General features: G+C 45.8%; 17 protein-coding genes. 14 read left to right on the forward strand and 3 right to left on the reverse strand.

Annotated features, from left to right (window positions below):
* The first annotated feature begins 3 nt into the window (after positions 1-3).
* The 3 genes from murA to hisD are packed head-to-tail and all read left to right on the forward strand — an operon-like array spanning position 4 to position 3,230.
* On the forward strand, positions 4-1,278 hold the full coding sequence (gene murA / locus QUE61_RS00530) for a UDP-N-acetylglucosamine 1-carboxyvinyltransferase (protein ID WP_286307039.1): 1,275 nt from the start codon (positions 4-6) through the stop codon (positions 1,276-1,278).
* A 9-nt stretch (positions 1,279-1,287) separates the two neighbouring features.
* Positions 1,288-1,914, forward strand: coding sequence for an ATP phosphoribosyltransferase (hisG, locus tag QUE61_RS00535; RefSeq protein ID WP_286307040.1), 627 nt, complete (start codon positions 1,288-1,290; stop codon positions 1,912-1,914).
* A complete protein-coding gene (gene hisD / locus QUE61_RS00540) occupies positions 1,911-3,230 on the forward strand; it encodes a histidinol dehydrogenase (protein ID WP_286307041.1) in 1,320 nt (439 codons plus the stop codon). Before hisG ends, hisD begins: the two co-directional genes overlap by 4 nt.
* A 24-nt stretch (positions 3,231-3,254) precedes the next feature.
* Here hisD and hisC read toward each other — a convergent pair whose 3' ends face one another.
* Complete coding sequence (gene hisC, locus QUE61_RS00545; RefSeq protein WP_286307042.1) at positions 3,255-4,334, reverse strand: histidinol-phosphate transaminase; 1,080 nt, start codon at positions 4,332-4,334, stop codon at positions 3,255-3,257.
* A gap of 104 nt (positions 4,335-4,438) precedes the next feature.
* Here hisC and hisB point away from each other — a divergent pair, with 104 nt between their 5' ends.
* From hisB to QUE61_RS00600, 11 genes are all read left to right on the forward strand, one after another.
* Positions 4,439-5,026, forward strand: coding sequence for an imidazoleglycerol-phosphate dehydratase HisB (gene hisB, locus QUE61_RS00550; RefSeq protein ID WP_108507634.1), 588 nt, complete (start codon positions 4,439-4,441; stop codon positions 5,024-5,026).
* A 31-nt stretch (positions 5,027-5,057) separates the two neighbouring features.
* Positions 5,058-5,714 carry an imidazole glycerol phosphate synthase subunit HisH gene (gene hisH / locus QUE61_RS00555; RefSeq protein WP_286308210.1) on the forward strand — a complete coding sequence of 219 codons (657 nt, stop codon included), beginning with the start codon at positions 5,058-5,060 and terminating at the stop codon, positions 5,712-5,714.
* Positions 5,715-5,736: 22 nt separating this feature from the next.
* Entirely contained in the window at positions 5,737-6,483 is a 747-nt protein-coding gene (gene hisA, locus QUE61_RS00560; protein ID WP_286307043.1) for a 1-(5-phosphoribosyl)-5-[(5-phosphoribosylamino)methylideneamino]imidazole-4-carboxamide isomerase, read from the forward strand.
* A 7-nt stretch (positions 6,484-6,490) separates the two neighbouring features.
* A complete protein-coding gene (hisF, locus tag QUE61_RS00565) occupies positions 6,491-7,249 on the forward strand; it encodes an imidazole glycerol phosphate synthase subunit HisF (protein ID WP_286307044.1) in 759 nt (252 codons plus the stop codon).
* Between the two features lie 5 nt (positions 7,250-7,254).
* Positions 7,255-7,656 carry a phosphoribosyl-AMP cyclohydrolase gene (gene hisI / locus QUE61_RS00570; protein WP_286307045.1) on the forward strand — a complete coding sequence of 134 codons (402 nt, stop codon included), beginning with the start codon at positions 7,255-7,257 and terminating at the stop codon, positions 7,654-7,656.
* Positions 7,653-8,048 (forward strand): phosphoribosyl-ATP diphosphatase, encoded by a 396-nt coding sequence (locus QUE61_RS00575; RefSeq protein WP_286307046.1) that lies wholly within the window; start codon positions 7,653-7,655, stop codon positions 8,046-8,048. The genes hisI and QUE61_RS00575 overlap by 4 nt, the downstream gene beginning before the upstream one ends.
* Before the next feature lie 54 nt (positions 8,049-8,102).
* Complete coding sequence (locus QUE61_RS00580) at positions 8,103-8,468, forward strand: histidine triad nucleotide-binding protein (RefSeq protein ID WP_286307047.1); 366 nt, start codon at positions 8,103-8,105, stop codon at positions 8,466-8,468.
* A gap of 17 nt (positions 8,469-8,485) precedes the next feature.
* Positions 8,486-8,716 (forward strand): Sec-independent protein translocase subunit TatA, encoded by a 231-nt coding sequence (gene tatA / locus QUE61_RS00585; protein ID WP_286307048.1) that lies wholly within the window; start codon positions 8,486-8,488, stop codon positions 8,714-8,716.
* Between the two features lie 46 nt (positions 8,717-8,762).
* Positions 8,763-9,251, forward strand: a complete 489-nt coding sequence (gene tatB, locus QUE61_RS00590) for a Sec-independent protein translocase protein TatB (RefSeq protein ID WP_286307049.1) — start codon at positions 8,763-8,765, stop codon at positions 9,249-9,251.
* 54 nt (positions 9,252-9,305) lie between these two features.
* Positions 9,306-10,097: a twin-arginine translocase subunit TatC gene (gene tatC, locus QUE61_RS00595; RefSeq protein WP_286307050.1), complete on the forward strand. Its 792-nt coding sequence runs from the start codon at positions 9,306-9,308 to the stop codon at positions 10,095-10,097.
* A 170-nt stretch (positions 10,098-10,267) separates the two neighbouring features.
* Positions 10,268-11,569, forward strand: coding sequence for a porin (locus tag QUE61_RS00600; protein ID WP_286307051.1), 1,302 nt, complete (start codon positions 10,268-10,270; stop codon positions 11,567-11,569).
* A gap of 269 nt (positions 11,570-11,838) precedes the next feature.
* Here QUE61_RS00600 and QUE61_RS00605 read toward each other — a convergent pair whose 3' ends face one another.
* Both QUE61_RS00605 and QUE61_RS00610 read right to left on the reverse strand, forming a co-directional pair.
* Positions 11,839-14,136, reverse strand: coding sequence for a tetratricopeptide repeat protein (locus QUE61_RS00605; protein WP_286307052.1), 2,298 nt, complete (start codon positions 14,134-14,136; stop codon positions 11,839-11,841).
* A 60-nt stretch (positions 14,137-14,196) separates the two neighbouring features.
* Positions 14,197-16,614 (reverse strand): tetratricopeptide repeat protein, encoded by a 2,418-nt coding sequence (locus QUE61_RS00610; RefSeq protein WP_286307053.1) that lies wholly within the window; start codon positions 16,612-16,614, stop codon positions 14,197-14,199.
* Between the last annotated feature and the right edge of the window lie 30 nt (positions 16,615-16,644).

Consider the following 16,644-nt stretch of genomic DNA (forward strand, 5'->3'; position numbering starts at 1 on the left):
CGTATGGATAAATTAGTGATGACAGGAGGAGCCCCCCTTAAGGGCGAGATCAATATTGCGGGTGCTAAGAATGCCGCTCTACCCATTTTGTGTGCCAGCTTATTAACGGCTGACCCGGTCGAGCTCTTTAATGTGCCTGATTTGCAAGATGTGCGCACGATGTTAAAGCTCTTGCAACAAATGGGCGTCACTTTAGAGTTTCCGAATCCGAACGATCGCAGCCATTTGATTTTGCAAGCCGGTATGATTTCAAGTCCTGAGGCACCCTATGAGTTAGTAAAAACCATGCGGGCATCGATTTTGGTATTGGGCCCTCTCTTGGCGCGGATGGGACGTGCAACCGTATCGCTACCCGGGGGCTGTGCAATTGGCGCACGACCCGTAGATCAGCACATCAAAGGTTTGAAGGCGATGGGGGCGAGTATTCAGATTCGCAAAGGTTTTATTGTTGCGAAGATTGCAGAGCCCAATACCCGGTTACAGGGTAATGCGATCCTGACCGACATGATTACCGTGACCGGCACAGAAAATCTTTTAATGGCGGCTTGCCTTGCAGAAGGAACAACGATTTTAGAAAACGCGGCGCGTGAACCCGAGGTCGGTGATTTGGCTGAGCTTTTGGTCAAGATGGGTGCAAAGATCAGTGGCATTGGTAGTGATCGCCTCGTGATCGAGGGGGTTCCCGCCCTACACGGAGCAAGCCATCATGTGATTGCGGATCGTATTGAGACCGGTACCTTCTTATGTGCAGTAGCAGCCACCGGTGGTGAGATTATTCTTAAGAACTGCAGACCTGATACTTTAGATGCTGTTTTAGTAAAGCTTAAAGAGGCGGGTCTCAAAATGAAAAAGGGTGCCGATTGGATTTCTGCATCGATGAATGGTCGTCCAAAACCGGTGAGCTTTCGGACCTCCGAGTACCCGGCTTTTCCAACCGATATGCAAGCGCAGTTTATGGCGCTCAATGCCATTGCCGGGGGTAGTTCACGCATCACCGAGACCATTTTTGAGAACCGCTTTATGCATGTACAAGAGCTCAATCGCTTGGGAGCTGATATCTCGATTGAGGGCAATACCGCGATTGTTGAGGGCGTTGAGAAGCTCTCGGGTGCAACAGTGATGGCGACCGATCTGCGTGCCTCTGCAAGTCTCGTGATTGCTGGCTTAGCGGCTCAAGGTGAGACCCAGGTGGATCGAATTTATCACCTCGATCGCGGCTACGATCGTATGGAGCAGAAATTGACCCAACTTGGCGCAAACATCCGCCGCATGAAATAATGGGCCATTATGTTGACTTTAGCTTTGTCCAAAGGACGCATCTTTGAAGAAACCGCCCCTGTTTTAGCAAAGGTGGGTATTCGTCCGCTTGAAGATCCTGAGCAATCCCGTAAGTTAATTATTCCGACCTCCAATCCAGAGGTGCAAATCATCATTGTGCGTGCATCAGATGTGCCCACCTATGTGCAATTTGGCGCAGCGGATTTTGGTGTGGCGGGCCAAGACGTTCTGTTAGAAAAAGGCAGCGATGGCTTATACATCCCGATTGATTTGGGAATCGCGCGCTGTCGAATGGCAGTGGCCGTCAAAAACGGCTTTGACTATGCGGCGGCGGTACGCCAGGGCTCGCGTTTGCGAGTAGCCACTAAGTATGTGAACTGCGCGCGCGAGCACTTTGCCAACAAGGGTGTGCACATTGATACGATTCATTTATATGGATCGATGGAGCTCGCTCCCTTGGTGGGCTTAGCCGATGCGATTGTGGATTTGGTGTCCACTGGCAACACCTTGCGCGCCAATAACTTAGTCGAGGTCGAGTCGATTACCGATATCAGTGCACGTTTAATTATGAACCAAGCATCGTTTAAGCGTAAGCGTGCTCAATTGCAAAAGATCCTGAGTATTTGGCAGCCATGAGTGTCAAGATTCGACGCCTGACCAGCCACGATCCTGGTTTTGAGAGGACCTTGCTATCGAGCTTGTCGATTCCATCGGCCGACGATCAAGCCATTGATCAGATTGTGCTTGGGATTTTGGAGCGCATTGAGCGCGAGGGCGATGCGGCACTGTTGCAATACACCCAGCAGTTTGATCGCTTAGCAGTTAATCAGGTTAGCAATCTTGAGGTCACCTCTGCTGATCTTGCCGCGGCTTATCAAGCTCTAGCGCAAGAGCAAGCAAGCGCCTTGCGCGCTGCGGCCGAGCGAGTACGCGCCTATCACGAGCGCCAGAAGATAGAAACCGGTTGCCATTCGTGGGAGTACACCGAGAGCAATGGCACGCGCTTAGGTCAAAAAATTACGCCCTTGGATCGCGTTGGTATTTATGTGCCCGGTGGTAAGGCCGCCTATCCATCCTCTGTGCTGATGAATGCCATTCCTGCCAAGGTTGCTGGGGTTGGTGAGATTGTGATGGTGGTACCTACACCCGATGGTGCCCGCAATCCCTTGGTATTGGCAGCCGCTCATTTAGCAGGAGTGGATCGGGTCTTTACGATTGGTGGTGCACAAGCGGTTGCCGCATTGGCGTATGGAACCCAAACGGTACCAGCGGTCGACAAGATCGTGGGTCCTGGTAATGCCTACGTCGCAGCGGCCAAGCGCAGAGTATTTGGTCGAGTGGGGATCGATATGATTGCAGGCCCCTCCGAGATCTTGGTATTGTGCGATGGTTCTACCGATCCAGACTGGATTGCGATGGATTTGTTTTCGCAGGCCGAGCACGATGAGCTCGCTCAATCGATTTTGCTCTGTCCTGACAAAGAGTTCATTGATCGAGTCGATGCGAGTATTCAGAAGCTATTGCCGCAGATGCCTAGAGAGAAAGTGATCCGAGCATCCTTGCAAAATCGGGCACTCTTGATTGAGGTGGACGATATGGCGCAGGCTTGCCAGATTGCCAATCTGATTGCGGCTGAGCACCTGGAGATTTGCGCAAATAATGCTGATCAATGGGCCGAGCAAATTCGGCATGCAGGAGCAATTTTTATGGGCTCCTACACCAGTGAGTCATTGGGTGACTACTGCGCTGGACCGAATCACGTTTTACCCACGGCGCGGACAGCGCGGTTTTCTTCGCCCTTGGGTGTTTATGACTTTATCAAGCGCTCGAGCCTCATTGAGGTGAGTGAGGCGGGTGCACAAACCTTAGGCCCTATCGCCAGTACCTTAGCGCATGGTGAAGGTTTACAGGCGCACGCGCGTGCAGCCGAGATGCGGCTCACGAAAAAATAATTAACCCAGCCCCACTACAAAAAATTACGAGACGATGTCGCGCAAGGCATCGATGAGGATGTTCATTTGCTCATTCGTGCCAATCGTAATGCGAAGGTAGTTCTTAATCCGTGGTGTTTTGAAGTGGCGCACGATGATGCCGCGCTCTCGTAAGGCTAAAAACAATTTCTCGCTATCGTGTTTTGGATGCTGGGTAAAGACAAAGTTAGCACTTGATGGAAGCGTCTCAAAGCCCAGATTATTTAGACTTTCAATGCAGGGTTCTCGGGTCTTAATGACCTTTTGAGTAATCGCATCAAGATGCGCCTGGTCCTCAATCGCGGCAATCGCACCGGCTTGCGCTAATTGACCTAAGGGGTAGGAGTTAAAACTATTCTTCACGCGTTCTAGTCCCGTAATTAAGTCGGGGTGACCTAAAGCGTAACCAACTCGCAGTCCTGCCAAGGCCCTCGATTTTGAGAGCGTATGGGTGATCAGAAGATTGGGATAGTGTTTTTGTAAGAGTGGTACACACGATTCGGTGCCATAATCCACGTAGGCCTCATCAACCACCACCACGCTTTGGGTATTTATTTTTAGAAACCCTTCAATTGCTGCGCGCGGTAGAGCGCGACCGGTGGGCGCATTTGGGTTCGGGAAGATGACCCCACCATTACCGCCTAACTGATTTGTTTTCTGAATGTAGTCATCCAAGTGAATGGCAAACTGACTATCGAGCGCAATCGTTTGGTAGTCAATTCCAAAGAGTTGGCAATAGACGGGGTAGAAGCTGTAGGTGATATCGGGAAAGAGGAGGGGCTTGGGGTGTTTGAGAAGCCCTAAGAACAAATGAGCGAGGACTTCATCCGAGCCATTCCCGACAAACACCTGATTGGGTTCTAAGCCATAGTGTTTTGCGATGGCCTCTTTGAGGGCTTTAGCATCCGGATCGGGATACAGCCGCAGGCCCTCGTGGTTCCGTGCAGCAATCGCTGCTAGGGCTTTGGGTGAGGGTCCATAGGGGCTCTCATTGGTATTGAGTTTGACAAGCTTCTCGTGTTTGGGCTGCTCCCCTGGGACATACGGGCTTAAGTTGTGTAGATCGGGGTTCCAAAAGAGGCTCATCGCAATGGGGTCCAAAGAGTAACGATAAAAAACAGGTGAAGTGATTGATTTTGAATGACAAATGATATTATGAACGCTTAAGAGTTTATTTTTATTCACACACCATGCGCCAAGCAGATGTCAGTCGTAATACCTCAGAGACCAAGATCCAAATTACGTTGAACTTGGATGGTACCGGCAAAGCGGATTTGAACTCCGGGGTGCCGTTTTTAGATCATATGCTCGATCAAATTGCCCGTCACGGCATGATCGATCTCAAGGTGCATGCCCAGGGTGATACTCATATTGACGATCACCACACCGTGGAAGATGTTGGTATTACTTTGGGCCAAGCGATTGCGAAAGCGGTTGGCGATAAAGCGGGTATTACACGTTATGGCCACTCCTATGTACCACTCGATGAGACCTTGTCGCGCGTTGTGATAGATTTCTCCGGTCGGCCAGGCTTAGAGTTCAACGTACCCTTTACCCGTGCGCGGGTGGGTGACTTTGATGTGGATTTGAGCATCGAGTTCTTCCGTGGTTTTGTAAACCACGCCGGCGTAACCTTGCACATCGATAACATTCGCGGTGTGAATGCGCATCACCAGATTGAGACCGTATTTAAGGCTTTTGGGCGTGCATTGCGTATGGCCTTGAGCATCGATCCACGCTCACCCCATGCGGTGCCATCCACTAAGGGAAGTTTGTAAGACACACTTCTTTTACCAACAGATTATTGAGATCGCGATGCACATCGCTATTGTTGATTATGGAATGGGTAATTTGCGCTCGGTATCGCAGGCTCTGCAGCACGTGGCTCCAGAGTGCAAGATTACGATTGCCAGCGATCCAGCTGAAATTTTGCGCTCAGATCGTGTGGTGTTGCCCGGACAGGGCGCAATGCCCGATTGCATGAAGCAGTTACGTTCTTCAGGTCTCATGGATGCGGTGAAGCAGTCGGTGCGTGAGAAGCCACTTTTTGGTATCTGTGTGGGCGAGCAAATGCTTTTTGAAGAGAGCGAAGAGCGCAAACCCGGAGTAACAACCAATACCGCATGCCTTGCCTTAATGCCGGGGAAAGTCAAGCGCTTTCATTTGTCGGGTATGCAAGAGGATGGTTCAGAGTTTAAGATCCCGCACATGGGATGGAACCAGGTTCGCCAAGATCGTGATCACCCGATGTGGTATGGCATCCCCGACATGACGAGTTTTTACTTCGTGCACAGTTATTATGTGGAGGTAGGTAACCCGGAAGATACTGTAGGATCAACGAATTACGGCGGGTGGTTTACATCGGCCGTGGCTCGCGATACTATTTTTGCTACGCAGTTCCATCCCGAGAAAAGTGCTCAATACGGACTTAAGCTCTATCAAAACTTTGTCGCTTGGCGACCCTGATTGATTTCAATAAGATGATCTTATGTTGTTAATACCTGCCATTGATATTAAAGACGGACACTGTGTACGTCTTGAGCAAGGTGATATGAACCGTAGCACCGTGTTCTCCGAAGATCCTGCGGCGATGGCCAAGCATTGGTTGAGTAAAGGCGCGCGCCGTTTGCATTTGGTTGATCTCAACGGCGCCTTTGCGGGCAAGCCCAAGAATGAGGCTGCAATTAAATCGATTCTGAAAGCAGTGGGTAGCGATATTCCTGTGCAATTGGGCGGCGGTATCCGCGATCTAGAAACCATCGAGCGCTTACTCGATGATGGCATCAGCACCATCATCATTGGCACCGCTGCGGTGAAGAACCCAGGATTTTTACAAGATGCGTGCACTGCATTTGCGGGGCACATCATGGTGGGTTTGGATGCCAAGGATGGTAAGGTCGCTACCGACGGTTGGAGCAAATTAACCGGCCATGAGGTGATTGATCTTGCCAAGAAGTTTGAGGACTATGGCGCTGAGGCCATTATCTATACCGATATCGGGCGTGATGGCATGCTCAAGGGTATTAATTTAGAGGCAACCGTCAAACTTGCACAGTCGGTTCGTATCCCGGTGATCGCCAGTGGCGGTCTCTCGAGCAAGAAAGATATTGAAGCCTTGTGTGCGGTTGAGGACGAGGGCGTGATGGGCGTGATCGCTGGGCGCTCTATTTACACCGGTGATATTGATCTAACTGAGGCACAACAGTACGCTGATCAACTCAGCAAAGCCAAATAGGCAATCGATGCTTACGAAACGGATTATTCCTTGCCTCGATGTGACTGCAGGCAGGGTCGTTAAAGGAATTAATTTTGTTGGCTTGCAAGACGCGGGTGATCCAGTGGAGGTTGCAGAGCGTTATAACGAGCAAGGCGCTGATGAACTTACCTTTCTAGACATCACCGCAACATCGGATGGTCGTGATCTGATTTTGCCCATCATTGAGGCGGTGGCGTCGCAGGTATTTATTCCCTTGACGGTCGGCGGTGGGGTGCGTGCAACCCAGGATGTGCGTCGCTTACTCAATGCTGGCGCAGATAAGGTGAGCATGAACTCCTCAGCGGTTGCCAATCCGGACTTGGTCTCGGATGCGTCTGCGCATTATGGCTCGCAATGCATCGTGGTGGCGATTGATGCCAAGCAAATCGCTCCCAAGCGTTGGGAGGTGTTCACGCACGGCGGTCGTAAAGGCACGGGTATCGATGCCATCGAGTGGGCTAAGGAAGTTGCTAAGCGTGGCGCCGGTGAGATCCTGCTCACCAGCATGGATCGCGATGGCACCAAGGATGGTTTTGATCTGGAACTCACGGCTGCGGTAAGTAGAGCAGTACCTGTGCCTGTGATTGCGTCTGGTGGTGTGGGCGGCTTGCAAGATCTAGTCGATGGGATTCAGATTGGGAGAGCCGATGCGGTGCTTGCCGCAAGTATCTTTCATTACGGACAGCATAGTGTGCAAGAGGCTAAGCACTATATGGCCAAACAGGGAATTGCGATTAGACTCTAATCATCATGACCAACGCTAAATTTACAAAGATATCGGGTTTGGAACCAGGCCCATGGCTTGAGCGCATTGTTTGGAACGAGCAAGGTTTGGTGCCCGTGATTGCTCAAGAGGCTTCATCGGGTGTTGTGTTGATGATGGCTTGGATGAATCAAGCGTCTCTAATGCAAACCTTGCAAAAGGGTGAGGCGGTGTATTGGTCGCGCTCGCGTAACAAGTTGTGGCATAAGGGTGAAGAATCGGGTCATACGCAAACCGTGCGAGAGATTCGGTTGGATTGCGATGGCGATACCCTTTTGTTAATTGTGGATCAAAAAGACGGAATTGCTTGCCATACGGGTAGACACAGTTGCTTTTTTAACGAGTGGGATTCCGTAGCGAGCAATTGGGTCGATACAATGAAGCCATGAGTAGCTCGAATCAACCGAACCAAACACCCAACCTCGATTCCATCTTGGCGCACCTAGCCGATGTGGTTGATAGCCGTCGTGCTGATTTAGCAAGTGGCAAGATCGATGCCGGAAGTTCATACATTGCCCAGCTATTTACCAAGGGTGACGATGCGATTTTGAAGAAGATTGGGGAGGAGGCCACAGAAACGGTGATGGCGGCCAAGGACTCGCGCCAGAATCAGCTCGATCCCAAATACCAACAGTTATTGGTCGGCGAGATGGCTGATTTGTGGTTTCATTGCCTGGTGGCGCTCTCCCGATTCAATTTGCGTCCCGAAGATGTACTAGCCGAACTTAAGCGTCGCGAGGGCACTTCGGGCATTGCCGAGAAGGCCAGTCGCAAAACGTAGTGCTTACCCCCAATTTGCCCGTTTTTGGGGCTAATTCGGGTAAGATGCCAGCCTATGAAACACCCAAGTTATGACCTAAACTGCATTTTTTGCAAGATTGTTGCAGGGGAAATTCCTTGCCAAAAGGTCTACGAGGATGATGAAATCCTGGCGTTTAAGGACATTAATCCGGCTGCCCCAGTCCATTTATTGCTGATTCCCAAGAAACACATACCAATGTTGGAGTCAGCGACTGCCCACGATGCGCCATTGCTGGGTAGAATGTTGGAATTAGCCCCGCGTTTAGCTTCCCAAGAAGGATGTCGCCCTGGTAAAGAGGGGGGATTTCGGGTGATGGTGAACAATGGCGCGGATGGGGGTCAGGAGGTTTATCACTTGCATTTGCATGTGATGGGCGGACCGCGCCCCTGGAAAAAATAATCCGAGGAGAAATTGAGATGGGCTCATTTAGTATTTGGCACTGGTTAATCGTACTGGTCATTATTTTGTTGGTCTTTGGTACCAAGAAACTACGTAACATTGGTTCGGACTTAGGCGGTGCGGTCAAAGGCTTTAAAGATGGCATGAAGACGAATGAAGAAGCCAAGACCGAACAGATTCAGTCGCAAACTCCTGCTACAGCAGAAAAGACTGTTGATGTGCAAGCCAAGGACGTGAACAAGTCGTAAGACCTGATCTAACTAAACACACAAACTTAATATCAGCGATGCATCGATGATTGATCTTGGTGTATCAAAGCTCGCACTGATTGCAGTGGTGGCTTTGATTGTGGTGGGCCCCGAACGTTTACCCAAAGTGGCTCGCATGGCGGGTAATTTATTTGGTCGTGCGCAGCGTTATATGGCTGAAGTGCGCTCTGAGGTGAACCGCCAGATTGAACTTGACGAGTTCAAGAAACTGCGTGAGGCAAGTGCGGATGCCATGAAAGAAATGGAAGGCACTCTCAATGCCACCATGCAAGAGGCGAATGTGAACCTGAGTGATCAGGCCGAGCCCAAGGACGATTACGCAAGCGCCATTCTAGAATCCTCGCCCGACGTGAGGAAGGTATATCGGGATGCACTCCGTCAAGGCCGTGACAGTTGGGGTGTGAAGCGCACCGCGAGACCCCTTTGGTATAAACATTCAGCAGGTGTGCGTACTCGGGTGCAATCGGGCGCAGCAAGGGTTAAGCGATTTAAACGTCCGGCAATGAGCAAGTAAAAGCATCACTAATCAATAGATCCGATCACGAATTAAGAACCAAGAACAAATACGATGTCCGATACCAAACCAGGTCAAAGCGAAGAGACTGCAAAAGGGGGCGAGGGTTTTCAAGAAACCTTCATGTCGCATCTTTTTGAGTTGCGCGATCGGGTGGTTAAATCGGCGATTGCGGTCATTATTGTGTTTGTTTCCCTGGTCTATTGGGCTCCGGATATTTTTCATCTATTTGCCAAGCCACTTTTGGACTCGCTTCCAGCCGGGGGGAAGATGATCGTGACCGACGTGACCGGGTCCTTTTTTGTACCGATGAAGGTCACCATGCTGGTGGCATTCTTAATTGCACTACCAGTTGTTCTTTACCAAATGTGGGCCTTTATTGCCCCAGGGCTCTATACGCATGAGAGAAAATTAGTCCTCCCGTTGGTAGTAAGTAGTTACTCACTATTTTTGGTGGGTATGTCGTTTGCCTACTTTCTAGTGTTTCCAACCGTATTTCAGTTCATGGCGAGCTACAACGCCCCCTTGGGTGCGGATATGTCGACCGATATTGATAAGTACTTGAGTTTTGCCATGTCGACTTTTTTGGCCTTTGGCATTACCTTTGAGGTACCTGTTGTGGTGGTCGTGCTGGTCAAAATGGGGATCGTTAACATCGAAAAGCTAAGAGAGATCCGGCCTTATGTAATCGTTGGAGCATTTGTCATCGCTGCCATTGTGACCCCGCCTGACGTGCTCTCTCAGCTTTTATTAGCCATTCCCATGTGCCTTCTCTACGAACTTGGGCTTTTAATTGCTCGTTTCTACCTACCCAAAACTCAATCTGAAGAAGAAAAATCAGAATAATTCTGTAACTTATTGATTTATATAGACTAAATCAGCGAGAAATCCCTGTTGCACCAATACAACGAATACCCATAAAAAAGCCTCAAAAGGCTGTATTTACATACAAAAACGGGATAATTCAATGGTCTCGAAGGAATTCGGGCATTTCTTAATTTATGGAGATTTAAACAATGAAAAAATCACTATTTGCACTCGCCGCAGTCGGCGCGTTTGCTGGTGCTGCTCAAGCCCAGTCCAGCGTGACCGTATACGGTATTTTGGATGTGGGATATGTGGGTGGTAATGCCAAGGCAACTACTGTCAATTCAACTGGTGGTCAAGTTAACGTAGCTGAAACTGTAAGCCTGATTGGTCAATCTGCCCAACAAACCAGCCGTTTGGGTTTCCGTGGTACCGAAGATCTAGGTGGTGGTACAACCGCATTCTTCACCTTTGAAACTGGTCTTCAGCCAAATCAAAGCACCCTATCGCCATTCAATAACCGTCAAGCATTCGTTGGTTTGGGTCAAAAAGGTATGGGTAACGCACGCATCGGTACTCAATACACCCCAATCCATGAGGCCGTTGCAGCAACAGGCGCTAACCAACAAAATAACTTGGTAGGCGATGTAATTTATCCTCAGAACACTGGTTTGACCAACCGCGATGGTAGCGCAAGCAACGCCAACGCAGGTTATACAGTTCGTGCCAACAACATGATTCGTTTTGAAACCGAGAGCTTTTCTGGTCTAAAAGGCAAGGCATTTTACGTTGCAAACAGCAGAAACGAGAACCAAACAACCTACGCTGCTACTGGTGGCTCAACGTCGGGTACATCACGTTACACAAATGGTTTAGGTTACACGGGTGGCAATACCAACAGCACCGGTTGGGGCCTTGGCTTAGACTTTGCTATTCAAAAGTTCTTGATCTCTGCGAACTATCAGTCGTTTAAGACCGAGAATAACTGGACTCAACAGACTAATTTAGTTGCTGTAGGTGGTGCCTCAACTACCGATGCTGCCATTACACGTAGTTCAGCAGCCCAAACTGGTATTTTGACCAACCGCAACGATAACCAGTGGTACGCTGGTGCAACTTATGACTTTGGTATCTTGAAGGCCTATGCTCAGTACATCAACCGTAAGGTCAGTTCTGGTCTGGACGGCAATGCCTACGAGAAGCGCACTGCTCAGCAGATTGGTGTGCGTGGAAACGTTACCAAGACAGTTGAACTTTGGGGTTCTGCTGGTATGGGCCGTTACAGCGCCTTCGGTTATGCCAACCCAACTGCTGACTTCACTGGCTATCAGATTGGTTCCAACTACTGGTTGAGCAAGCGTACTAATTTGTACGCAATCTTTGGTGCAACCAACACATCCCAAACTTCGGGCAATGCGTTGATCATCACCAGCTCTGCTGCTAGCACCGCTGCACGTGCAACCAGCGCCAATTCCAACAACTACGCTGTTGGTGTACGTCACACTTTCTAATTTGATGCTAGCTCTGGCTAGTTGAAGATTAGTTGTAGCAAATAAACCCACTGTGGCAACACAGTGGGTTTTTTATAGACCAATCAATTATTCCAATTGCTTTCGACGCAACTACTTATTCACATATGTAGATGAACAGATTATTAGTTTTAATTCTACTTAATTAAAATCGTCTTAAGCCGTGCGAAAAAACGATTGTCTTTAATGTGGAGAAAAGGTTAACAGTTATTAGTTAGTTGGATTTATGCTCCAACAACAAAGTAATTTATTTAGTCAAAAGAAATATGATTTGGTTCCAAATCTAACTGATATCTCTCATACATTTTCAAATAAATTGATTCAAGATTTTCTGTAAACAAAGATGTATTAAACAAAGACATTGTTTTTAGGTTATGGGCTAATTTAATCTTTATAGTTTCTAATTTTTTCGGTTCAATAGCCAAGGCAATAGCTATCTCCTCATATTCCTCTGGACTGGATGCAATAAGCTCCTGCAATCCAATCGCATTTAGTAAACTAGCTGCGACACGACTTGCAAAGGACTTGCCCATAAAAGTCAGCACCGGTACTCCCGCTTTAAGAGAGTCAACGGCAGTCGTATGAGCACCATAAGGATGTGTATCGAGGAACAAATCGGCCAATTTATATCTGGCCAAGTAATCACTCATTGAATCAATCTGCCCAGCAAAAATAATTCTTGATGACTCAATATTACGCTTCTCAAATTCGACCATAATATTTTTCTTAAAATCTTTATTATTTTCTGAAATCCACAATACACTATTCTGGACTGCAAAAAGAATTTTTGACCAGCGATCTAATACACAGGGGTTAAATTTAAAGTCATTATTAAAGCAACAAAAAATAAAACTATTTGTTGGTAGTCCAAACTCTTGCAATGAAAATATCTTTTCGGAAGGAATGCGCTTAGAGTCATCAACGATATAGCTATTTGGTAAATATGCAACCTTTTCAGAATATAAGAGTTGATTTGAGATCGGAATAATAGTTTTATCACCAATAATATAGTCTATAAATTCACTACCGCTTGTTCCTGGGTAGCCAAGCCAGTTGACTTGAATGGGTGCGGCGCGATACGAAAATATTCCTGCTCGAGAGTGTTTAGTGTGACCAGATAAATCAACAGCAATATCAATCTCATGATTTCGCACCAACTGGGCAACTTCAATATCTGATAAATAGTCAACTTCGATAAATTCATCAAATGTATTTTTAAGTTTTGAATTCATTTGATCATCATGAGGAGCTTTTTGTAGCGAAAAGGCCAGCACCTCAAATTTGCTACGATCATGTAGTTCAAATAGTTCACTAGTTAAGTAGGAAACAGGGTGACTTCGAAAATCGGGGGAAAAATATGCAATACGAATCCTCTCCCTTTTTGAATATTTAGGCAAAGGACTCAATACTAAATTTGCAGAGAAGAAATGTTGGGTATAAATTTTGGCTGCTTGCATATGCAACAGCGGGTCGTCAATCAAAGATAGCAATACAAAGGGATCGGCCACCTTCTGATTGTTTTTAACTTTTCTAGAAATATCCTCCAATGTGTCTGATAAACCTGACCAACTGGCTATTTTCATTTTGAAATAAATGAAAGAGCCATATGCCCAATAGATATCTGGGCATAAATTGAGTGCCTTACCATAACAAGAAACCACATCGTTAAATCTCTTCAGTTCGTTTAGGGTAACCCCTTTATTAATCCAGCCAGCCGCATATTCAGGTTTTAGCTCAATTGCTTTGTTATGATGAAGAAGAGCCGCATCAAACTCCTTTAGCTCATATAAAACATTGCCTATGCCAGAGTGCGCCTCAGCATAATTAGGATTAAAGTTAAGCGCAATTTCATAATTTTTAATAGCCTCTTTAAATCGTTTAATCTCGATTAAAGCATTCCCCTTGTTAGCATAACCCTTTGCATACTCCGGCTTCAGATTAAGTGCCTTATCGTAATGAACAATCGCTTCATCAAAACGTTTGAGTTCCTGTAATGCGTTACCTTTATTAGACCAAGCTTCTGCGTAGTCTGGTTTTAAACTAAGTGCCTTATCGTAATGAACAATCGCTTCATCAAAACGTTTGAGTTCCTGTAATGCGTTACCTTTATTAGACCAAGCTTCTGCGTAGTCTGGTTTTAAACTAAGTGCCTTATCGTAATGAACAATCGCTTCATCAAAACGTTTGAGTTCCTGTAGGGCATTACCTGCATTAGACCAAGCCTCAAAGAAATTAGGTTCAAATTTAATTGCTCTTTTATACGCATTAAGAGCATTCTCATAATCTTTAAGTCCAAGATATGTATTGCCGAGACTACTCAGGGTTAAGGGATTTTTTGGCAGGATTCGAAGAGAATCATTTAGGAATTTGAGTGCATCTGGATAGTTGCCCCGCTGTGCATAAACGATGCCCAAGAGTCCTAAAACATGTGGATTATTAACTTGTAATTTTGATGCCTGATTCAAATAAAGTTCCGCAGAATCCAAATTTGAGTTTCCAAGTGACTCAAGTGCTTTGTTTAAAAGGAAGTGAACTTGAGGATTCATCATGAAAATTTATAGTAGATATTCTGATAAGAATTTAACAAGGGAAACTCACTATTTAATGGATTACTTGACACTAAGAGAATGGTTAATCATGAAAGCCTCAAACGCTTTAATTGGCTCAATATCCTCATAGAGAGTTGACTTTCGTTCAATTATTTTATCTTTAACATTTTTACGGAACGAATAATCTTGGCACAGCCTTACTGCTAACTGAATATATTCTGCTGAATCTTTTGCTACCAGTTCTGTAAGTCCAATGCGTTTCAATATCCCACTCCCAAGCCTGCCGCGCAAGAAATTACCATCATGGCTAACTACTGGCAGATTGCATCCGATAGCTTGGATAGCAGTATTAAATCCAGAGAAATGAAGGGTATCAAGCATCGCCGTCGAAGACTTCAATAAACCATGAAACTCACGCGCGTCTAGCCATGGCATGAATGAAATAAACTCTTTAGAATCAAGACCATGTTTGCTGAATTCATTTTCAAGACGATTGCTCAAAACACTGGCCAGCGGGTCTTCAAGGTTAAAAAACACAAATTTACAAACACCCAACCGTTTCGCTATATTTGCAAAAATCCAATCGCTATCTGGTTGATATTTATAGGGCGTTCCTGGACAGATGAGGACTGGGATATCGGAGGGGAATTGGGACAGTGGCTGATCCTTTGTAGATTGAATATTAACTGGGTCAACGTAGTAAGTGCCAAGATTCGGTAATTGAACTAGCTTTTCAGAATAATAATTAGTGGCATTTGGGGGCTCAAAAAGCTCAGAGGACACATAGTAATCAATTGTGGGTAAGCCGCTTGACTCCGGATGTCCCCAGCCAACCAGCTGTATAGGAGAGAGCCTCAAACTTGCAAGTTGAGTAGTTAGCTGATCCATGCCAATTTCGGGATAGAACAAAAAATCAATTCTTTTGTTCACAATTTCTTGGACAAAAGCATTTATGTCTTGAGAATAAATGGTGAAAGAATCTGAATTTTCTCTAGCAAAATTTGTTTCCTTATCACAATAGGGGTTGGTGCTAAAGAGATGAATCTCAAAGGCCTCTCTATTTAAATTTTTAATCATTCCCTTAGTGAGTGCATGCCAAACAGAATGATTTCTGAAATGACTGCTGACGATTCCAAGCCTAATTTTTAACCTGGGAGTGTTTTGTTCGGGGCTTGACTGAATAGAAACTGCTTTACCCATCAATTTTGAGCAGAGATCTCCATATTCAGACAGGATATTCTTGTTATTGAAATTGTGATAAGCGAGGTAAAAAGGTTGAGTTGACGCAACAATCTCAATGATTTCATTTGACTTAAGATTTACGTCACTTAACAAGCTGTTTTTGAGTTTTATAAATTCAGTGGTGAAAATTTCTCTAATTGAATTGACATCATTTTTCGGACCCAAAATAGAGGGAATGATGGCAAATACTTTTGACCACTGCGCCAACCTAAAATTCGGATCGTGCCTTAGGGCAAGATCAAAAAATAATTGAGCCTTATCATTTTGTGCTAAGCCAACGTGCGCAGCACCCTTGCCGTAGTAAGCTTTCGAAGAGGTATCATCAATTAATAAAGCTGCATCAAAACCACTAATTGCGTTTGCAAATTTTTTTATCTTATTAAGAGTAAATGCTTTTGCTAATAATGCCTCAAAATAATTGGGATCAATGAGTAGGGCGTTATCAAATTCACGGATTGCATGTTCATCCTTATCTAAGCCAGTGAATGCAATACCTTTGCCAAAGAAAGCAACAGCAGACCGAGAGTCAATTTTTAATGTGTCATCAAACGATAAGATTGCTGACTCATATTTTTTTAGCTCATTTAGTGCGATGCTTTTATTTAATAGAGCATCAAAATTAGGTTGTATTTGAATTGACTGTTCGCATGCATTAATCGCTTCAAAGTGCCGTTTAAGCTTGATTAGAGAATTCGATTTGTTCGCGTAAGCCTCGCTATATAAAGGATTTAGTTTTATTGCCTCATCAAACGCTTTTAATGCGTCCGCATATCGACCTAAATGATTGAGGGCAATTCCTTTGTTTGACCATGCCTCAGGAAAGCTGGGATCAATACTTATTGCTTCGTCAAGGGATTTATTCGCCTCATCGTACTTTTTTAACTGGATGAGTAACTGGCTTTTGTTGATAATGCTTGCAACATCACTTGGTTTTATTTGAATTGCTGAGTCGTAACATGAGATTGCGGTATCGGGATCATTTTGAAGCGAATATAAAAGTCCTAGATTGTAAAAAATTCTTTCATCATTCTCTATTTCGGTTTTTAATGACTCGAAAATAAGCAATGCATCATTTATTTTTTCATTGTTTGCACAAAGGAGGCCTAATTCAAAAACATAAGATAGCCCTTCTTTTTTTGAGATTTCCTCCAATAAAAATTTCTGATTATTTGCAAGCTCATTTGATTTAACCAGCTCAAAGAGTTGAATAATAAATGGAGGTGGATTTTGATTCACAAGTTTGTGCTAATTTTCTTAAAAATACAA

This window comes from Polynucleobacter sp. HIN5 (genome assembly GCF_030297555.1).
Taxonomy (GTDB): domain Bacteria; phylum Pseudomonadota; class Gammaproteobacteria; order Burkholderiales; family Burkholderiaceae; genus Polynucleobacter.